The organism is Burkholderia sp. MSMB1588 (genome assembly GCF_001546925.1).
GTDB classification, from domain to species: domain Bacteria; phylum Pseudomonadota; class Gammaproteobacteria; order Burkholderiales; family Burkholderiaceae; genus Burkholderia; species Burkholderia humptydooensis.
This window is the reverse complement of sequence record NZ_LNJS01000001.1, coordinates 1,781,695-1,796,959: the sequence shown is the minus strand read 5'-3', so window position 1 is coordinate 1,796,959 and position 15,265 is coordinate 1,781,695. Positions and strand designations below refer to the sequence as shown.

Here is a 15,265-nt window from a genome sequence, read left to right as displayed (position 1 = left end):
GCCTCGACACACGAGTTTCATCCCCATCACGCATCGGAAGGAGCGCACACATGAGAGAAGTGTCCATGCAGGTCGGCGGGTTGCATCGCCCCTCCGTGGACGGAACCCCGACTGTCGACGCGCGTACCGCGCCGCAGGGTGTGCAGGTTGATCAGGCGTCGCGGCTGCAAGCCATGGTCGAGCGGGTGAAGAGCGAGACGGGTATCGTTCCGTCGCATCTGATCAAACTGCAGCAATCCGCCCAGGAACACCGATGCCTGATCGGCATCCGTCCCGTCGAACCGATCGCAACGAGCCTCATTGCAAGCGGTCATCCGACCAAGGGTTTTCACATCAAGGGCAAGAGCGCGAACTGGGGGCCGCAGGCGGCGTTCATTTGTGTCGACCAGCGGTGGAGCAAACTCGAAAACAACGCCGAGCGGGTCAAGAAATTCAACGGGCAAGTCGAAAGCTGCCTGCGCGACCAATATGCGAAGAAGGTTCCGCTCGCCGTATCGGGCGCGCGCCTCGATGAACTGCTAGGCATGGGGATGATCGACCGGATCAAGTACGACGCGCAGCGCAATCCGATCGCGTTCGAAGCCCGGGCGCCGAGCGGGAAGATCTATTCGTTCGAGGCGAAGCCGCACGCCACCGGCGATGGGATGCGCTACGCAATCACGCATGAGGGACGACCGATCGAGGTGCTGGCGCCGCCGAAGCCCGACGCCAAGCCGCTGACGGCCGACTACGACTTGCTCGTGATCGCGCCGCGGGTGGAGGATCTCGGGCCGCAGGACAACGTTCCCGTGCCGGATGTCGCGCATGCGGTTTTCAAGGCGCGCGTGGATCGATACGCCAACCCGGTTCCTGAACCGCTTCGAGCCGCCTATGATGATCCGGCGGCTTTCTACGCAAAGGAGGACAAGGAGATCGGCAATGCGTCACCGAGAATTCGCGCGATGATTCCGATCCTCAATCAGGCGCTGGTCGGCGACGGCGAGCCGGTGATCCATCACAATGCCGACGCGGCCAGCCCCGCGGCGGACCCGACGGCCAACTATCCCGCGACGTTCGCACTGCCGGAGCCGATCGGCCGCTTCGATGAAATCTGCATCGTGCACGATGCGGCCGAACTGGCGGAACTGATTGCCGCCGCCAAGACGCAGGGCTTCCACGTTCCCCTCAATCCGCTGTGGGAACTGGAAGTGACCAGCGTGCGCAGAGAAGCCTTTACCCAGGCGCGCGAGAGGGTGATGTCGAACCTCCTCGGCAACTGAGCCATTGTCGAGCGGGGCGCCCGGCATCTGCGTGCATGGGGCACCGGGCGCCTTGCAGGCCAAACCCACGCGGGGCCCCATCGCGCAACAGGTATTCGAAATTCGGTCAGTCCTGCGTGAGCCACGCCGTGTCCATCTCACCCCTGCGCATCGCTCAACGCCTCCAGATGTTCACCGAACGCATCGAGGATCGTTGTGCGCTGATCGGCGTCGTCGAAGCAGTCGTCCGGCAGCAGCTTCACCAGTTCCATCATGCCTTTCGCGTGGCGATACCGCAGCGTGGCGTCGGGCATCATCCGCCGTGTCTGCGCATCGAGCCACGCGGCGCTGAGCCAGCTTTGCTCGACGATCTCGAGTAGCGCGGCGATCAGCGCATCGCCGTCGACGTCCGCTGCCCGCAGGCTGTCCGCGCAGCGCCCGCAATGGTCCTCGATGCCGAGGAATTGCAGGATCCGCTTCAGGTCGGTGATCACGGCAGCCAGCCGCACGTCCATCGCGGGACCTTCGGACGACAGCTCGAACGCGAGCGCGCGGATCAGCGTCTTGAGCTTGCGGCGCCGGTCGGGCAGCCGGCGAAACTCGTCGAACCATTGCGTCAGGCGGCGCTCGCGCGCGGTGGCCCGCTGGTAGAGCTGACGCAATTGCGCGAGCCCCGCCTGGCCTGCGCGGCCGAACTCCAGATGCGCAAACAACTGCAACGCCCATTCGTCGCCGCTCAGCACGGCGGCAAGCCGCGCCTCGGCGCGTCGGCGGCGCGCGCCCGACAGCTTGCCTTCCTCCAGCATCGCGCCGAGCAGCAGCGCCATTTCACCGTCGTTCATGCCGGCCGCGCGCATGGCGTCGCCGACGTCCTCGAGTTCATCGATTCCCGGCATGCGCCGCCGCAGATCGTCGAGTTGCGCGGCCGAAACAGCGCCGATCTGCCGGATCAACTGCTGCAGCATCGCGCGCGTGCGCGGCCGGTCGGTCGAGCCGCCGGCCTGCGCGCGGCGCGTTTCGCGCAGCCGTGTGCCGACCACGAAGCCGATGTCCTCGAGCGTCTCGGCGAAGGACTCGGCGGACACGCCGGCAAGCTCGGGCGGCATGGTGTCGAAATCGTGCGGCAAGTCGGCGAGCGCCTCCTGGGCCAGATCGAGCGCGGAGCCGGCCGGGACGATTTCCCGCGCGATCGGCGTGGCGGACGGGCCGGCCGGCGTGACGGAGGGAGCGGGCCGGCCGGCCGCGGGGTCAATGCGGTTCATCATGGTTCGTGGGCGTCGGTGCGATGGCAGTTGAAGGGGCGGGCAGCAGGCGGGACAGCAGCAGATCGAGATGTCGACCGGGATCGAAGTGGACGATCGCGTACGGCGATGCGAGGCGAGCCTCGTGGGCGCTCAGCGCCGCATCGACTTCCACGCGCACGCGCGGCGCGTCCTCCAATGCGACGCGAATGCGTTCTGCGCTTGCCGCGCCGATCTGCAGCACGAGCGGCGCTGCGCCGTGGTCGGCTGCAATGCAGGCCCGCACCTGCGCCAGCAGCAGCTCGACGGCGTTGCGGTCGCGCAGATAGGGCTCCACGACGCTCGCGACCAGGACCCGCAGCCGGTCGTCGAGATGCATTGCGATCCGGGCTTCGAGGTCGGCCTCGTCGACCAGCCATTGGACCGTCTCGCCGATCAGGTCCTCGCGCGCGCGCGCCAGTTCGGCGGCGGCATCCGCCAGCCCTTGTCGATGAGCGTCCTCGCGGAGCCGGCGTGCGTCGCGTTCGGCGTCGGCAAGCGCGGCGCGCGCCTCGTCGAGCATGCGCGCGGCGTGCGCCTGCGCGCGCTCGACGATCGATGCCGCGTCGACATAAGCGGCCAGCGCCGCGGCAGGGATGAGTGACCCCGCGGGCGCGGGACCCGGAAGGTAGGTGATGGAGACGGGGAAACCGGTCATAGCAGGCGTCCCATCCTGACCAGCCAAGCGGATGCCCGGCCTTGTTGGTTGTCGATCGGTGCGGCAGGCCACGGTGGCGATGACGGCAGCGGTGGCAGCACGGTACTCAGCAGTCGCGTGGCGAGGCATACGGCAGCGTCCGTGCGCCACCAGCGCGCGCCGGCATCGCGCAGCGCGTCGACGAGCCGGTCGGGCGCGAGGTCCGGCCCGCGAACGGGCCGATCACGGCACAGCGCGAGGAGCTGCGCGCAGCCTTGCTCGCCGAGTTGCACCGCAAGCAGGGTCCGATACGGCTGGGCGAGCAGGTAGTCGGGGCGTCCGTGCGCGAGCAGGCCGAGCGCGACCACCAGCATATCGAGCCGTGGCTCAAGCGCAATCAGGGCCGCTTGGGACGCATCGAGCCGGGCCGGCAACGCCGCTCGCGGAAAACCGCGTCGCGCGACGATCAGTCGATCGATTGACGCGTGGCAGGCGGGATAAGCGTAGCTTTCCCGCCAGGCGTCGAGATCCAGTGCCGGCCACCAGTCGGGATGCATGTTGGCGCCGGGCCGCCACGCGAGCGCATGCAGGCGCGACACGGCCGGCGCAATCGCACCGATCGTCATGAGGATACGCCTCCTCGCAGCCGCATGCGTCGATACCAGCCGTAGCCGGCGCCCGCGAGCGCGGCGCAGACGGCCAGCGCGGCCAGCACGCCGGCCACGCGCAGCCGCGCCTCCTCGAAGCGCCCGACGACGCCCGATGCGGCGGCGCTGGGCTGCGCGTAGCGATAATCGGCCGCCTGCACGACGACGCTGACCCGCTCGGGGCTCAAATTCGGTACGCCGGTGACGACCAGACTGCGGATCTCCGGCACGCGCGCGGCGAAGTTGTACTCCGGGCTGTACTTGACGAAAACCGCGGCGGAAGGCGGCTCGGGATCGCGCCGGTCCTGCGCCGCGCCTTCGGCGACCGAGACCTGCGCGTTGATGACGCCGTCCATCGCACGCAGCATCTTCTCGAGCTGCTGCTCCTTGAGGAACTGGATCTTCGCCTGCTCCTGCGCGGGCGACGTCACGAGCTGGCCGGACGGGAACATTTCCTCCATGGTCGCGAGCTTGCGCGCGGGCAGGCCGTTCTGCCGCAGCAGCTCAACCGCGTTGACGAATTGACCGGGCTCGACTCGGATCGTCACGTTGCCGTCCTTGATCACTTTCTTGTCCGCATCGATGTGGCGCAGCATCAGCAATGCGAGCATCTGGTTCGCCTCCGCCTCCGGCAGATTGCTGTACAGCTCCGTCTTGCAGCCGGCCAGCGCGCACGCGAGCAGGCCGACGCCGAGCCAGTGCGTCCTGCGTGCGCTCATTGCATGTTCACCAGCTTGTTGACGCCCTGCGAGACCGCGCCGGCCGTCTTGGCCATGAGGTCGACCTCGATGATCGAGCGCAGCATGGTCGATTGCGTCGCGAGCATCTCGAGCGGACTCGCGAGCATCGCCCCGGTGTCGCGCGCCGGCGCGAGCGCGCGGTCCACTTGCTGCGACACCTGCTGGAAGCGGTCGACGACCTGTTGCTCGGGCGTTTGCGCATTCTGCCCGAACAGCGCGCGCGTGAAGGCGTTGATCTCGTCGGTGCCGGCGGGTTGTACAGTGGTCTGGGATTGCAGAGCCTGGGCGGCGGATTGGGTAGCGCTGACTTCCATCAGAATTCCTTTGAATGGCAAGGTCGAGAAGTGCCGCGCGGGGCGGCGGGTGGTGCGAGCAGAGGGGCGAGCAACCGCGCGTGCTGCGCGCCTGCGCGTTCAAGCAGCCGCGCGGCCGACTCGCTTCGACCAAGTCCGATCAGCATCACGGCTTCGAGCGCGAGCCGATCGTGCGCATCGGGGATCAACGCGGACAGCGCCGCATGGATCGCCCAGGCCTCGCGATGCAGCCCGTGATTGACGGCGGCGAGCCCGGCCTCGACGATCAGGCGGCGTGCGGCAGCGGACAGCGGAGTCATATCTTCTGGATGATGCCGGACAGCATGTCCTTGACCGCTTTGAGCACGGCGCTCTGATAGCCGACGAACACCGAGTACTGCTGAATCGCGAACTGGGCCTGCAGCATGCTGGCCGGGTTGTTGAGATCCGACGCAGACATCTTCGATTCGACGTCGTTGCCGACCTTGTCCACGAGCTGGGACAGTTGTTGATTGACCGCTTCGATATCCATGATGCGCAGAAGGTCAGGCCGCCGAGCGCTCGGGCTGCGTGGTCCGCAGCCGGTACTGGGTGGGATTGCAGAGGAAGTGCTTGCGGAAGCTGTCGGTGAAGTGCGCGTGGTTCGCGAAGCCGCATTCGAGCGCGATGTCGAGCACCCGCATCGAGGTGGCGGTGAGCAGATACCGCGCATGGCCGAGCCGGCGTTCCAGCAGCCAGCGCTTCGCGGGCATGCCGAACTTCTCGGTGAACAGGATGTTGAACTTGCGCAGCGGCAGGCCGAAGCCATCCGCGAAGCGCGCGACGGTCCACGGTTGCAGCGCATTGGCCTCGACGAAGTCGACGAACGCCGTGTCGCCGGCCATCATGTGGTGCAGCAGCCGCGAGAAATACGCGCGGTCGACGCCCAGGCAATACAGGTACACGAAGCGCAGCAGAAGCGGCGGCGACGTGCGGCTCAGCAGGTCCACCATGCGGATCACTGCGACGGGTGCCTCGACGATCCGAAGCGGCTCGGGCCAGAAGCGCGCGCGCTGATCCGGATCGACCAGCTCGGCGATTTCCGAGAAAACCTGGCGGAAATGCGCCGGATAGAAATCGACTGTCTGGAAATCGGAATCGGCGCCGGCATCGCACAGCGCCGCGTCGGCTTGCGTCACGACGACGCAGTGATCGGGCACGTGGTGATTGGTCCCGGCGGTTCGAATCTGGCCGCCGTAGCAGCCGAACATCATTCGTACAACTTGCATCAGATCTCCGGCGAATACGTCGTGTCGTTGCGTTGCCTGCATGATCGCCGATCCGTTGCTGAAATCCCCTCAGGTCATCACCTGAAACCGCACGCCGCGGTGGCGCGAGAAAAACGCAACTACAGGCCGAATTCCGAAAAACGCCCTGAACGCCCGCGCCTACGATGTGGGTGTTGGCGCTGCGGTATCACGAACGCGGCGCCGGATGCCTCGACGCACGGACAACCGGTGCGGACGAGCGATCGGAACGAAGGCGGCGGGCGTCAGTCCGCGCAACCAGGAGAGCAACCACGATGAATTTCGCTATCGAACGTCAAGGGGCGCTGCCCGACGCGGGCCGGGTATCGGCGTCGCCGGCGGACAGCAGTCGCAACGTGACGAACCCGCATCCGATCGGCGACAGCATCGCGATGATGCTGGTGATCATGGATCTGCTGAGCCGGCAGACAAGCGCGAAGCTCGACGACATGCAGAAGAAGTCGAATATCTCGCGCGATGCGCAGGACATGGCGAACAAGGTGGAAGCCGCGCTCGCGAAGCTGATCAAGGCGGACGACAAGACGCCGTTGCCTGACGACGTGGTGGCATACCTGCGCGACAACAATATTCTCGTCAACGACATGACGATCGATGATTTCCTGGCCGCGCGCGCCGCGCCGGGCAACGACCCGGCAAAGTTCGCCGCAATGGTTGCCAAGCTGCAGCAGATGATCGCGCAGTCGGGCCCGGACGGGATGCAGTCGCGCGAATGGCAGGACGTCGTGAGCTACATGGATTCGGTGGGCATCAAGATCGACGGCAAGCGCGTGTGCGACTACATCTGGAGCCTGCCGGAGGTCGATTATCAATCGGGCAGGAAGATCAGTCTCGATCACATGAAGACGATTCTGAACGCGCTCCAGAGTTCGACCGGCCTGGACAAGGCGGACCTGATGTCGGTGAAGGCGGCGCTTGAATCGGTGGCGGGCCGCGCATCAGATTTTGTCCAACAGAGTCAGCTCAAGATGCAGCAACTGATGCAGAACTACAACACGGCGGTGCAGATGATCAACAGCCTGCAGAGCATGCTGGCCGAATCGACCAAGGGCATCGCCTCGGCGATCCGCTAAGCCGCGCCTGCCGCAAGCGCCGGCCGGCACCAACCTTATGACCATGACGCACTGTCGTCGAAGGAGGTATCGCATGAAAACCGTGGAGCAACTGAAGGATGCAATGGGCGACCTGCAGCGTCGCCGCTCGACCCTGCAACGGGAAATGACGGCGTTCGACGCGCTGCAGCGCGAGATCGTCAGCCTGCGCCAACGCTCGCAGGCGGAAGGCGAGGCGCGCCGCAAGCTCGAACGGCTGGACGCGCTGATGAAGAATGGCGGCCAGCACCTGATCGATGCGCTCGTCAAGCAGGCCGGGCAGGCCGAGCGCTGCATGCAGAAAATCGGCGAGGAGTTGCAGCAGTTGGCCGCGCCGGCCGAAGCCGCGCCGCGCGAGGTGCGGCAGGTCGCGAAGTTTCGTCGCGCATTCGTTTGAGTTGTTCCTGAATCAACATTTCATCCATCGAGGAAACGGTATGACCACCATCACCCATAACCCGGTTCAATTCCAGATGTCCCAGTCCGTGTCGGGCAGCGAAGCCGGCGGCCACAACGTGAAGAACTCGCATCCGATCGGCGACAGCATCGCGATGATGCTGGTGATCATGGATCTGCTGAGCCGGCAGACAAGCGCGAAGCTCGACGACATGCAGAAGAAGTCGAATATCTCGCGCGATGCGCAGGACATGGCGAACAAGGTGGAGGCGTCGCTCGCCAAACTTATCAAGGCTGAAGACAAGACGACGCTCGACGACAGTGTCATTCAGTATCTGCGTGAAAATAACATCCTCGTTAACGACAAGACGATCGATGAATTTCTCGCGGACAAAGAGGGTGGCAAGCTCGACAAGGCGGACCTGATGTCGGTGAAGGCGGCACTCGAATCGGTAGCGGGCCGTGCGTCGGACTTCGTGCAGCAGAGCCAGCTCAAGATGCAGCAACTGATGCAGAACTACAACACGGCGGTGCAGATGATCAACAGCCTGCAGAGCATGCTGGCCGAATCGACCAAGGGCATCGCTTCGGCGATTCGCTAAGACGCGTGGCGGCCGGCGCCATCGCGCCGGCCGCAGGAGACCAATGCATGTCCGCACCATCATCCGCAGCCGGAGCACCGGACGACGCTCACGAAGTGCTGCAGCAGTTCTTCGCGTCGGGCGGCTCGATCAGGATGCTTGTCGACGTTGACAAGCAAGACATGGACACGATGTTCGTATTCGCTGGCCAGTTGTTCGATGCCGGAGACTGGGCAGCCGCGCGCAATGTCTATTTCATGCTGGCGCGCATCGATCACTGGAATTTCGACTACTGGTTCTGGCTGGGGATCTGCTATCAGCGTCTTGGCCAGCACGATGAGGCGATATTCTGCCTGAGCCGCGCGGGGATGATCCACATCGACGATCCGCGCTCCTCGTACCATGCGGGAATCAGCTACCTTGTCGCAGGCAATCTCGACTATGCGCGCAAGGCGTTCAACGCCGCGCGCAACTGGTGCGGCGAGGTGCCGGACCATCGCGCGCTTAAGGCGGATATCGAACAACACTTGGCATTGTGCGATCAGGAGGGGTGAGATGACTGTTTCATTGAGCATGACTGGGCCACAAGGCAGCGTGCCGATCGCGTCACGCGAGCCGGCCGAACAGGCCGAGCGAGCGCGCGCCGCGACCCAGGCGATGCTGGGCGGCGTCTCGGTGATCGTCGACGACGTGCGCGCCCGGCTGCCCGACGCGACCGGCATCGCCTGCCGGGCGCTGGTGTCGCTGAAGGACGCCGCGCAGGCGCTCGGGCGGATCATCGACAAATTCGACAGCGCGACCGCGCCGGGTGCGAAGCACGGCGCGGCCGATTTGCGCGACTTCGGCAACGTGTCGATGGATTCGATGCTGCTCGCGACCACGCTACTGTCGTCCAAGGTGCTGGGCAATACGGCGGAACTGAAGACCAAGGCCCTCAGCATCATGTCGGCGAAGCAGGAGGAGGTGCGCCGGCAGGAAGTCCAGGAGTATCGCGAACAGATCGACAAGGCGATCGAGCAGCAGCAGAAGGCGAAGAAGGCGGGCATCTTCGGCGTGATCTTCGACTGGATCGTCGCGGCCGTCGAAGTGGTGTCGGGCGTCGCGAAGATCGTCGGTGGCGCGTTGACTGGCAACGTGACAACGGTCGCGGGCGGCGCCATGGACCTGATGGCCGGATTCGCGGGTGTGATCAAGGCGACGATGAACACGCTCGCGTTGATCGACAAGAACAATGCGGAAAAGTACCACGCGGTGGCCGACGTCGCCGCGAAGGTCCAGCTTGCGTTCGAGATTGCAGGCGCGGTGGTCGACATAACCAGTGCGGCGCGCAACATGTTGTTGACCAAGGCGATCCCGAAGGCGACCACCGCGGTCTTGCAGCAAGGCGCGGAGCAGGCGCTTGTATCGGCGATCAAGGCAGGCAGCAAGGATGCGATCAAGAGCACTGCCCAGGCGGTTGGAAAGGAAGTGGCCGCGCAGGTGTCGGACCAGATCCTGCAGGGCATAGGCAAGGCCGCGCTCGAAGCGTCGAAGAAGGCCGGCAAGGATGCCGCGCAGAAGGCCGTACAGCAGCTCGGCGTGAACCGGATGCTCGAGAGTTTCTCGCGCGAGGCGATCGAGAAGATGGTGGCGAAGAGCGTCGAGAAAGTGGCCAGCAAGGCGATCGAAGAGGGCATCGAAATGTCAGCGAAGGAATTGACAAAAGCGATCACCAGGGAGGTCAACAAGGAGGTGATGTCTGCTGCGCTGAGAGCATCGACTTCGGTTTTGCTGAATGCGACGCGGGCATCAGTCGGTGCGGCGCAACAGGTAACGGCGGGGGTGCTCGCTGTCGAGCGCGCGAAGCTGCAAAAGGAAATTGATCAACTGATTCTCGACCAGCAGTGGCTGCAGATGTGCTTCGAGTTCTATGCGCAGCAGAAAGAGGCGCAGACCAAGCAAGTCAAGGATCTGATTGAGAAATCGGGCGAGATCATTGCGGACGGCAGCAAGACATTGAAGCAGACGGCAACGGTGCAGGCGCAGATCGCCGCATCGATGGTCTGATTAACCGTAATCAAGCAGGAGGTCAACATGAGTGAAATCACGTCATCCAGTCGAGTACCGGTCAGCATGGACACGTTGGGGATCGACACGCTTGATGCGTATGGATCGGGTAACGGTGCGATTGCGACGATCAACGAGATCATCGCGCGGCTGCAGAAGATCGGTAGCGACATGCGCGATCTCGAACGGCAATTCAGCGAGACGATGCAGCGAATCGCGTTTGATCGGCAGGTGCTTGCGCTCGATACGAAGCGGCAAGCGATCGAGCACAACTTCAACGCGTCGATGGCGGCCGCGGTGACGCAGATCGTCGGCGGTACGGTGAGTGCGCTCGGCGCACTATCCGGCAGCCAGATTGCGACAAGTGCAACCGAGGGGCTGTCGAAAAGTGGCCAAGGGATCGCTGGCGTCGCGTCGGCGAATATGACTCGCGAAGCACAGGAGATCCAGTTGCAGGGCGATTTCGAGCACCAGGCGGCCGAGAACTTCAACAAGACGCTGGCAACGGCTGTCGATCGCGCCGCAGATGCATCGCGGCAGATGCGCGATGTGACACGCGACCTGGTGTCGCTGCACGACCGGATCGCGTCCGCGGTGCGCTTCTGATCGGGCGAAACGATGACGGAACAGACGGCAGACGGCGTGACGAACTTTCTGGTCGCGCATGGGATGCGCCCGGAGCCGGCCCATTTCGGACAAAGCAGCTTTCGGGTGGGTTGGCGCGTACGGGTGAACGACCTGGAGCTGGTCTATCGGCTAGACGGCGACAGCCTGATAATTTGCGATTTTGTCGCGGCCGAAGGAACGAATGGCGCGAGCGATGCCGTGGCCACCTTCATTCGCCTGATTCATCGAATCGAGCGGGGCAACGTGCCGTTGCGGGACGTGCGCGGCATGCTGTTCGAGACCGCGTCGAATCCGTCGATCAACGAGCTGCGCCGCCGGCTCGCCTCGGTACTCGAAGCGCAGGGTGCGTACTGGCGGGAGATCGACGGCGACTGGTGGCTGCACTATCCGGTCGCGGGATCTAGGCAATAGCCGACTGACCCTGCCTCGTTTTCACGTACAACGGCGATCAAGCCGGCCTCGTAGTAGACGGGGGTGAGGAAGTCGATCGAGGTACGCAGGGCGCTGCTGATTGTATAGCCCTCGAGCCAATCGACGATATTCAAGCTGGCGTGGGCATGCGTTTTGTCATGAGTCTGGTAGATTCTTTCAATTTTGAACCGGACTATTTCCTGGGTCAGGGTCACATGAAAAGTGCCCCATCAAATGAAAGACCGCGGGCGAGGAGGGGGACCGCGCAAAGACCACCGTCGGGGCTTGGCTGCGCGCCGAAGAGCCTGATCCCAAACACCCCGCCCCCCGGACGCGCCTCGACCTCATTGCGCCGCTCGTGGCGTGCGGTCCAGGTGAGCTGCCTCGCGAATGCAAAGCCGTTGTAGGCCCGTTATTCGCGCCGTCGCCAGACACACAGGGATCGCACCCAGCACGCTCGGGACAGATCGCAGATATCATTTTTCGCTAGCGCAGAGATAGCACTTTGCGCTATCATTCCAACATGAAAACGAAACACGCCGCGAACGCTCGCGGCGATCTTTACGAAGCCGACCTTGGGCGGCATCGTATTCGCTGACATCGAATCGCTGGTTGTCGCGTTGGGCGGCGACATCAATGAAGGCGCAGGGTCGCGCATCGCCTTCGAATTGAACGGGAAGCGCCGCTACCTACATCGCCCTCATCCGGGTAAAGAGGCAAAGCGGTATCAGGTGGAAGATTTGCGCGACTGGTTCATCGAATTGGGGATCAAACCATGACCAACGCAATGACTTACAAGGGATATTTCGCCCGCGTGGATTTCGACGGGCGCGACAAGATTTTCGTCGGTCACGTGCTCGGCGTGGACGACAAAATCAGTTTTCACGGCGAAACCGTCGACGAGCTGACTGCGGATTTCCACGCAGCCATTGATCACTATCTGGAAGACTGCAAGCACACGAACCGGAAGCCTCAGAAGCCCGCATCGGGTAAGTTGATGTTGCGTATCAATCCGGAAGTGCATGCGGTTGTCGGCATCGCGGCGGCCGTGTCGGGGGAGAGTGTCAATCAGTGGTCGGAAGAGGTGTTAGGGCGCGCGGCCCGAGAAGTGCTCGATCGTGCCGCGCATGCGTGACGCCTGCCACCTATGATGCCGCGATCGGCGCCGGCGGAACCTCGTAATCGTCGAACGTCGCCCAGCCAGTCGTACAGCTCGGCGAAGCGCGCCTGTAGCGGCCTGATTTCGTTGCGCCCGAACACGCGCGCGGCGAGCAGGTCGTCGCGCTGCCGAACTGCGGGACGCGCTCGCGAAAATCCTGATCGCGCACATCGACCAAACGCACGAATCGGACATGTCGTTTCTGACGCGCCTGGCGAAGCAGCTAGTGATCAAATTTGACATAATATCAATTATCGCATTATTGCATGGAATGCCCTCGTCACAATCCGACATTAGTTTCCCGTTGCTGGGAGCGTCGATGACTGTTCATGCAATGGGCAGCCGCACTGTAGCCGTGAGCCCGCCGCTGTTGCGCAGCGACAGATCGAGCCGGCCGCCGTGCTGACGGGCGATGCGTTCGGCGATCGCGAGCCCAAGGCCCGTGCCGCCCGATGGACGGTCGGGCCGCTCGACGCGCCGAAACGGTTGCGTGAGAAGCGGCAACGCGTCTTCCGGCACGCCGGGCCCGGCATCCTCGACGCGGATCACGACTCGCCCGCCTTCCACCGAGGTGTGCACCGACAGCCCGACCCGCCCGTGTATCGCCGCATTGTGCATCAGGTTCATCAGCAGACGCTGCATGCCGACCGGACGAAATCGCATCGCCGGCAGCGGCGCGAGCCGCATGTCGAACCGGTATCCGAGGCCGGTGTAGTCCGCGACGAGTTGCTCGATCAGCGCATTCAGGTCGCCCGGCAACACCGCTTCGCCGTCCCCGCTGCGCGCGAAATCGATGAACTGGTCGACGATCGCGTCGATTTCCGCGACGAAGCGCTCGGCACTCTCTCGCGGCGCATCGAATGCCTCCGGCGCGGCGATCGCCATCCGCAGCTTCGTGAGCGGCGTGCGGATGTCGTGAGAGATACCCGCCAGCATCTCGGCGCGGGTCGTCTCCATGACGGCGAGCGACGCGACCATCCGGTTGAACGCATCGGCGACCATCGCCAGCTCGGCGGGCCCCGTGACGGGCACGGCGTCGGGCCACTCACCACGCTCGATCGTCGCAGCAGCACGCGACAGGCGTCGCAGCGGCACCGTCGTATCGCGCTGGATCATCCAAGCACCGAATACCGGAAAGGTCGCGAACACCAGCAACAGGCACGCGACACCCCATGGTTGCGCATTTCCGATATGCGCCGTGACGGGCAGCGCGACCCAGTAGCTATCGCGGTCGATCGCGAGCCTGACCCAGAATCGGTGTTGCGGGCCGCCCTCCCACAGCACCAACGTACCCGGCGTCAGCCGCGCGGCGAGCTGCGTCACGAAGCGACGGATCTGGTAGTTGCGCGGCATGGCGGTCAGATGCCGCTCGGGCGGGCCCTGCAGGCCGCCGTTCATCGCGACGACTTCGCGTCGACGCTCCGGCTCCGGCCGCGCGGCCAGCAGCCGTTCGACGGCTTTCGTCTGCGAAGCGACCACCGACGCGATCTCGTCGATCCTCGGCAACTGGATCAGCAGGAAATAGAGCACGGCCGTCGCCACTTGACTCGCGGCGACGATGCAGACCAGCAACAGCAGATTGCGTCCGAGCAGCGTGCGTGGCCGCGGCACCTTCATGATTCCAGCTCCGCGACGAGCATGTAGCCGATACCCCATATCGTCCGGATATGGCGCGGCGCCGACGCATCGACTTCGATGATCTGCCGCAGGCGCAGTACCTGCACGTCGACGCTGCGCGTGTTCGCATCGTAGTTTGGCCCACGCGCCCGCTCGATCAGGTTCGCACGGCTCACGGGCCGGTTCGGTGTTTGCGCGAGCGCGCACAGGAGACGCATCTCGGCCAACCCGACCTCGACAGCGGCGCCGTTGGGCCCGCCAAGTTCCTGGCGTCCGGTGTCGAGTTGATATCCGCCGAAACGCAGTATCGCCCCCCCGCTTTCCTGCAGCGCGCCATCGCGCAGATCGCGTTGGCGCAGCGTGACTTGCTGACGACGCAGCATCGCGCGAACGCGGGCCAGCAACTCGCGCGGCAGGAACGGTTTCGCCAGATAGTCGTCCGCGCCCAGTTCGAGCCCGACGACACGATCGACCGGATCGCCGCGCGCCGTCAGCATGAGGATCGGGATCGTTTGTCCCCGCGCGCGCAGCCGTCGGCAGACGGCCAGCCCGTCCTCGCCGGGCATCATGATGTCGAGAATCAGCAGATCGTATGGCTGACGCTCGAGAAAGACGTCGAGCTGGGTGCTGTTCCTCGCCGACCGAACATCGAAGCCGTGCGATGCCAGAAAGCGCTGCAGTATGTTTCGGATCTCCGCTTCGTCGTCCAGGACGATGATGCGGCCTGACGGGATGTCATTCGGGCAAGAGGTGGCGTTCGGCATCACGACCGGGCGATTTCCTGTGCTGAAAAAGATGAACGGGCGCCGTCACGTCCGATCAACGCTGGTTGCGTGCGGCGAACTGCTTGAGATCGGCGAGCGTGATGTAACCCTTGTGCGCCGTGTCGATCTGGTCGAAATGCTGTGCGACGCGAGGCATGCCGGCCTGCGCTTCCGAGCGTGTCAGCTTGCCGTCGTGATTGACGTCAGCCGCTGCGAAGCGCGCCTCGAGCTTCTGCTGCATTGCGTCATCCTGTTGCGCCATCGCGTTCGACACGAGGACGAAAGATGTGCCGAGCGCGGCTACGAGCATCAGACTAAAACGGTTCATTCTGTTCCCCTTGGTAAAGATGATAAAAAAAGTCGCTTTTCGCCAGTGGCGAATTGCAGAACGCTAAAGTGAGCAAAGATTTCGGTCTGTTACAACTCGATGTCAA

At 64.1% G+C, this 15,265-nt stretch carries 21 protein-coding genes and 2 pseudogenes; 10 read left to right on the top strand and 13 right to left on the bottom strand.

Annotated elements, in window-relative coordinates:
* Positions 1 to 50: 50 nt before the first annotated feature.
* Positions 51 to 1,259 (top strand): CyaA/EF/ExoY family adenylyl cyclase toxin, encoded by a 1,209-nt coding sequence (locus tag WS92_RS19980; RefSeq protein ID WP_231755995.1) that lies wholly within the window; start codon positions 51 to 53, stop codon positions 1,257 to 1,259.
* A gap of 137 nt (positions 1,260 to 1,396) precedes the next feature.
* Here WS92_RS19980 and sctW read toward each other — a convergent pair whose 3' ends face one another.
* The 8 genes from sctW to WS92_RS19940 are packed head-to-tail and all read right to left on the bottom strand — an operon-like array spanning position 1,397 to position 6,103.
* Positions 1,397 to 2,500, bottom strand: coding sequence for a type III secretion system gatekeeper subunit SctW (gene sctW, locus WS92_RS19975; RefSeq protein ID WP_231755994.1), 1,104 nt, complete (start codon positions 2,498 to 2,500; stop codon positions 1,397 to 1,399).
* Positions 2,487 to 3,176 carry an EsaK gene (locus tag WS92_RS32770; protein ID WP_082743997.1) on the bottom strand — a complete coding sequence of 230 codons (690 nt, stop codon included), beginning with the start codon at positions 3,174 to 3,176 and terminating at the stop codon, positions 2,487 to 2,489. Before WS92_RS32770 ends, sctW begins: the two co-directional genes overlap by 14 nt.
* The gene (locus WS92_RS19965; RefSeq protein WP_059934373.1) at positions 3,173 to 3,781 is read right to left on the bottom strand and encodes a type III secretion system domain-containing protein; all 609 of its coding nucleotides are present in this window, start codon (positions 3,779 to 3,781) and stop codon (positions 3,173 to 3,175) included. Before WS92_RS19965 ends, WS92_RS32770 begins: the two co-directional genes overlap by 4 nt.
* Positions 3,778 to 4,521: a type III secretion system inner membrane ring lipoprotein SctJ gene (sctJ, locus tag WS92_RS19960; protein ID WP_059934372.1), complete on the bottom strand. Its 744-nt coding sequence runs from the start codon at positions 4,519 to 4,521 to the stop codon at positions 3,778 to 3,780. Before sctJ ends, WS92_RS19965 begins: the two co-directional genes overlap by 4 nt.
* Positions 4,518 to 4,856: a type III secretion system inner rod subunit SctI gene (gene sctI, locus WS92_RS19955; protein ID WP_059934371.1), complete on the bottom strand. Its 339-nt coding sequence runs from the start codon at positions 4,854 to 4,856 to the stop codon at positions 4,518 to 4,520. Before sctI ends, sctJ begins: the two co-directional genes overlap by 4 nt.
* Positions 4,856 to 5,155 (bottom strand): EscG/YscG/SsaH family type III secretion system needle protein co-chaperone, encoded by a 300-nt coding sequence (locus WS92_RS19950; RefSeq protein WP_006026768.1) that lies wholly within the window; start codon positions 5,153 to 5,155, stop codon positions 4,856 to 4,858. The genes sctI and WS92_RS19950 overlap by 1 nt, the downstream gene beginning before the upstream one ends.
* Positions 5,152 to 5,367 carry a type III secretion system needle filament subunit SctF gene (sctF, locus tag WS92_RS19945; RefSeq protein ID WP_006026767.1) on the bottom strand — a complete coding sequence of 72 codons (216 nt, stop codon included), beginning with the start codon at positions 5,365 to 5,367 and terminating at the stop codon, positions 5,152 to 5,154. Before sctF ends, WS92_RS19950 begins: the two co-directional genes overlap by 4 nt.
* 13 nt (positions 5,368 to 5,380) lie before the next feature.
* Positions 5,381 to 6,103, bottom strand: a complete 723-nt coding sequence (locus WS92_RS19940; RefSeq protein WP_006026766.1) for a helix-turn-helix transcriptional regulator — start codon at positions 6,101 to 6,103, stop codon at positions 5,381 to 5,383.
* A gap of 173 nt (positions 6,104 to 6,276) precedes the next feature.
* Between WS92_RS19940 and WS92_RS19935 the strand changes: the two genes are divergently transcribed.
* Genes WS92_RS19935 through WS92_RS19905 form a run of 7 tightly spaced genes read left to right on the top strand, consistent with a single transcriptional unit; the run spans position 6,277 to position 11,291 of the window.
* A complete protein-coding gene (locus WS92_RS19935) occupies positions 6,277 to 7,212 on the top strand; it encodes a secretion protein EspA (RefSeq protein WP_230479226.1) in 936 nt (311 codons plus the stop codon).
* A 37-nt stretch (positions 7,213 to 7,249) separates the two neighbouring features.
* Complete coding sequence (locus WS92_RS19930; RefSeq protein ID WP_231755993.1) at positions 7,250 to 7,627, top strand: hypothetical protein; 378 nt, start codon at positions 7,250 to 7,252, stop codon at positions 7,625 to 7,627.
* A 40-nt stretch (positions 7,628 to 7,667) separates the two neighbouring features.
* Entirely contained in the window at positions 7,668 to 8,228 is a 561-nt protein-coding gene (locus tag WS92_RS19925) for a type III secretion system translocon protein SseB (RefSeq protein WP_015600588.1), read from the top strand.
* Between the two features lie 47 nt (positions 8,229 to 8,275).
* Positions 8,276 to 8,761, top strand: coding sequence for a SycD/LcrH family type III secretion system chaperone (locus tag WS92_RS19920; protein ID WP_015601044.1), 486 nt, complete (start codon positions 8,276 to 8,278; stop codon positions 8,759 to 8,761).
* A 1-nt stretch (position 8,762) separates the two neighbouring features.
* Complete coding sequence (gene sctE, locus WS92_RS19915; RefSeq protein ID WP_015600661.1) at positions 8,763 to 10,253, top strand: type III secretion system translocon subunit SseC family protein; 1,491 nt, start codon at positions 8,763 to 8,765, stop codon at positions 10,251 to 10,253.
* Positions 10,254 to 10,280: 27 nt separating this feature from the next.
* A complete protein-coding gene (locus WS92_RS19910; protein ID WP_015602295.1) occupies positions 10,281 to 10,859 on the top strand; it encodes a type III secretion system translocon protein SseD in 579 nt (192 codons plus the stop codon).
* 12 nt (positions 10,860 to 10,871) lie between these two features.
* Positions 10,872 to 11,291, top strand: a complete 420-nt coding sequence (locus WS92_RS19905) for a type III secretion system effector protein SseE (protein WP_059934369.1) — start codon at positions 10,872 to 10,874, stop codon at positions 11,289 to 11,291.
* Here WS92_RS19905 and WS92_RS19900 read toward each other — a convergent pair.
* A pseudogene (locus WS92_RS19900) lies at positions 11,264 to 11,476 on the bottom strand (hypothetical protein); the annotation flags it as partial. The gene WS92_RS19905 and the pseudogene WS92_RS19900 overlap by 28 nt on opposite strands.
* A gap of 390 nt (positions 11,477 to 11,866) precedes the next feature.
* Here WS92_RS19900 and WS92_RS19895 point away from each other — a divergent pair.
* Both WS92_RS19895 and WS92_RS19890 read left to right on the top strand, forming a co-directional pair.
* The gene (locus tag WS92_RS19895; RefSeq protein WP_231755992.1) at positions 11,867 to 12,070 is read left to right on the top strand and encodes a type II toxin-antitoxin system HicA family toxin; all 204 of its coding nucleotides are present in this window, start codon (positions 11,867 to 11,869) and stop codon (positions 12,068 to 12,070) included.
* On the top strand, positions 12,067 to 12,426 hold the full coding sequence (locus WS92_RS19890) for a type II toxin-antitoxin system HicB family antitoxin (protein WP_015602418.1): 360 nt from the start codon (positions 12,067 to 12,069) through the stop codon (positions 12,424 to 12,426). Before WS92_RS19895 ends, WS92_RS19890 begins: the two co-directional genes overlap by 4 nt.
* A gap of 10 nt (positions 12,427 to 12,436) precedes the next feature.
* Here the strand turns inward: WS92_RS19890 and WS92_RS35000 are convergent.
* The 4 genes and pseudogenes from WS92_RS35000 to WS92_RS19870 all read right to left on the bottom strand — a co-directional run.
* A pseudogene (locus tag WS92_RS35000) lies at positions 12,437 to 12,560 on the bottom strand (capsid portal protein); the annotation flags it as partial.
* A gap of 217 nt (positions 12,561 to 12,777) precedes the next feature.
* Positions 12,778 to 14,067: an ATP-binding protein gene (locus WS92_RS19880; protein ID WP_059934363.1), complete on the bottom strand. Its 1,290-nt coding sequence runs from the start codon at positions 14,065 to 14,067 to the stop codon at positions 12,778 to 12,780.
* Positions 14,064 to 14,831: a response regulator gene (locus WS92_RS19875; protein WP_059934360.1), complete on the bottom strand. Its 768-nt coding sequence runs from the start codon at positions 14,829 to 14,831 to the stop codon at positions 14,064 to 14,066. The genes WS92_RS19880 and WS92_RS19875 overlap by 4 nt, the downstream gene beginning before the upstream one ends.
* A gap of 55 nt (positions 14,832 to 14,886) precedes the next feature.
* On the bottom strand, positions 14,887 to 15,072 hold the full coding sequence (locus tag WS92_RS19870) for an EF-hand domain-containing protein (protein ID WP_231755991.1): 186 nt from the start codon (positions 15,070 to 15,072) through the stop codon (positions 14,887 to 14,889).
* Positions 15,073 to 15,265 lie beyond the last annotated feature (193 nt).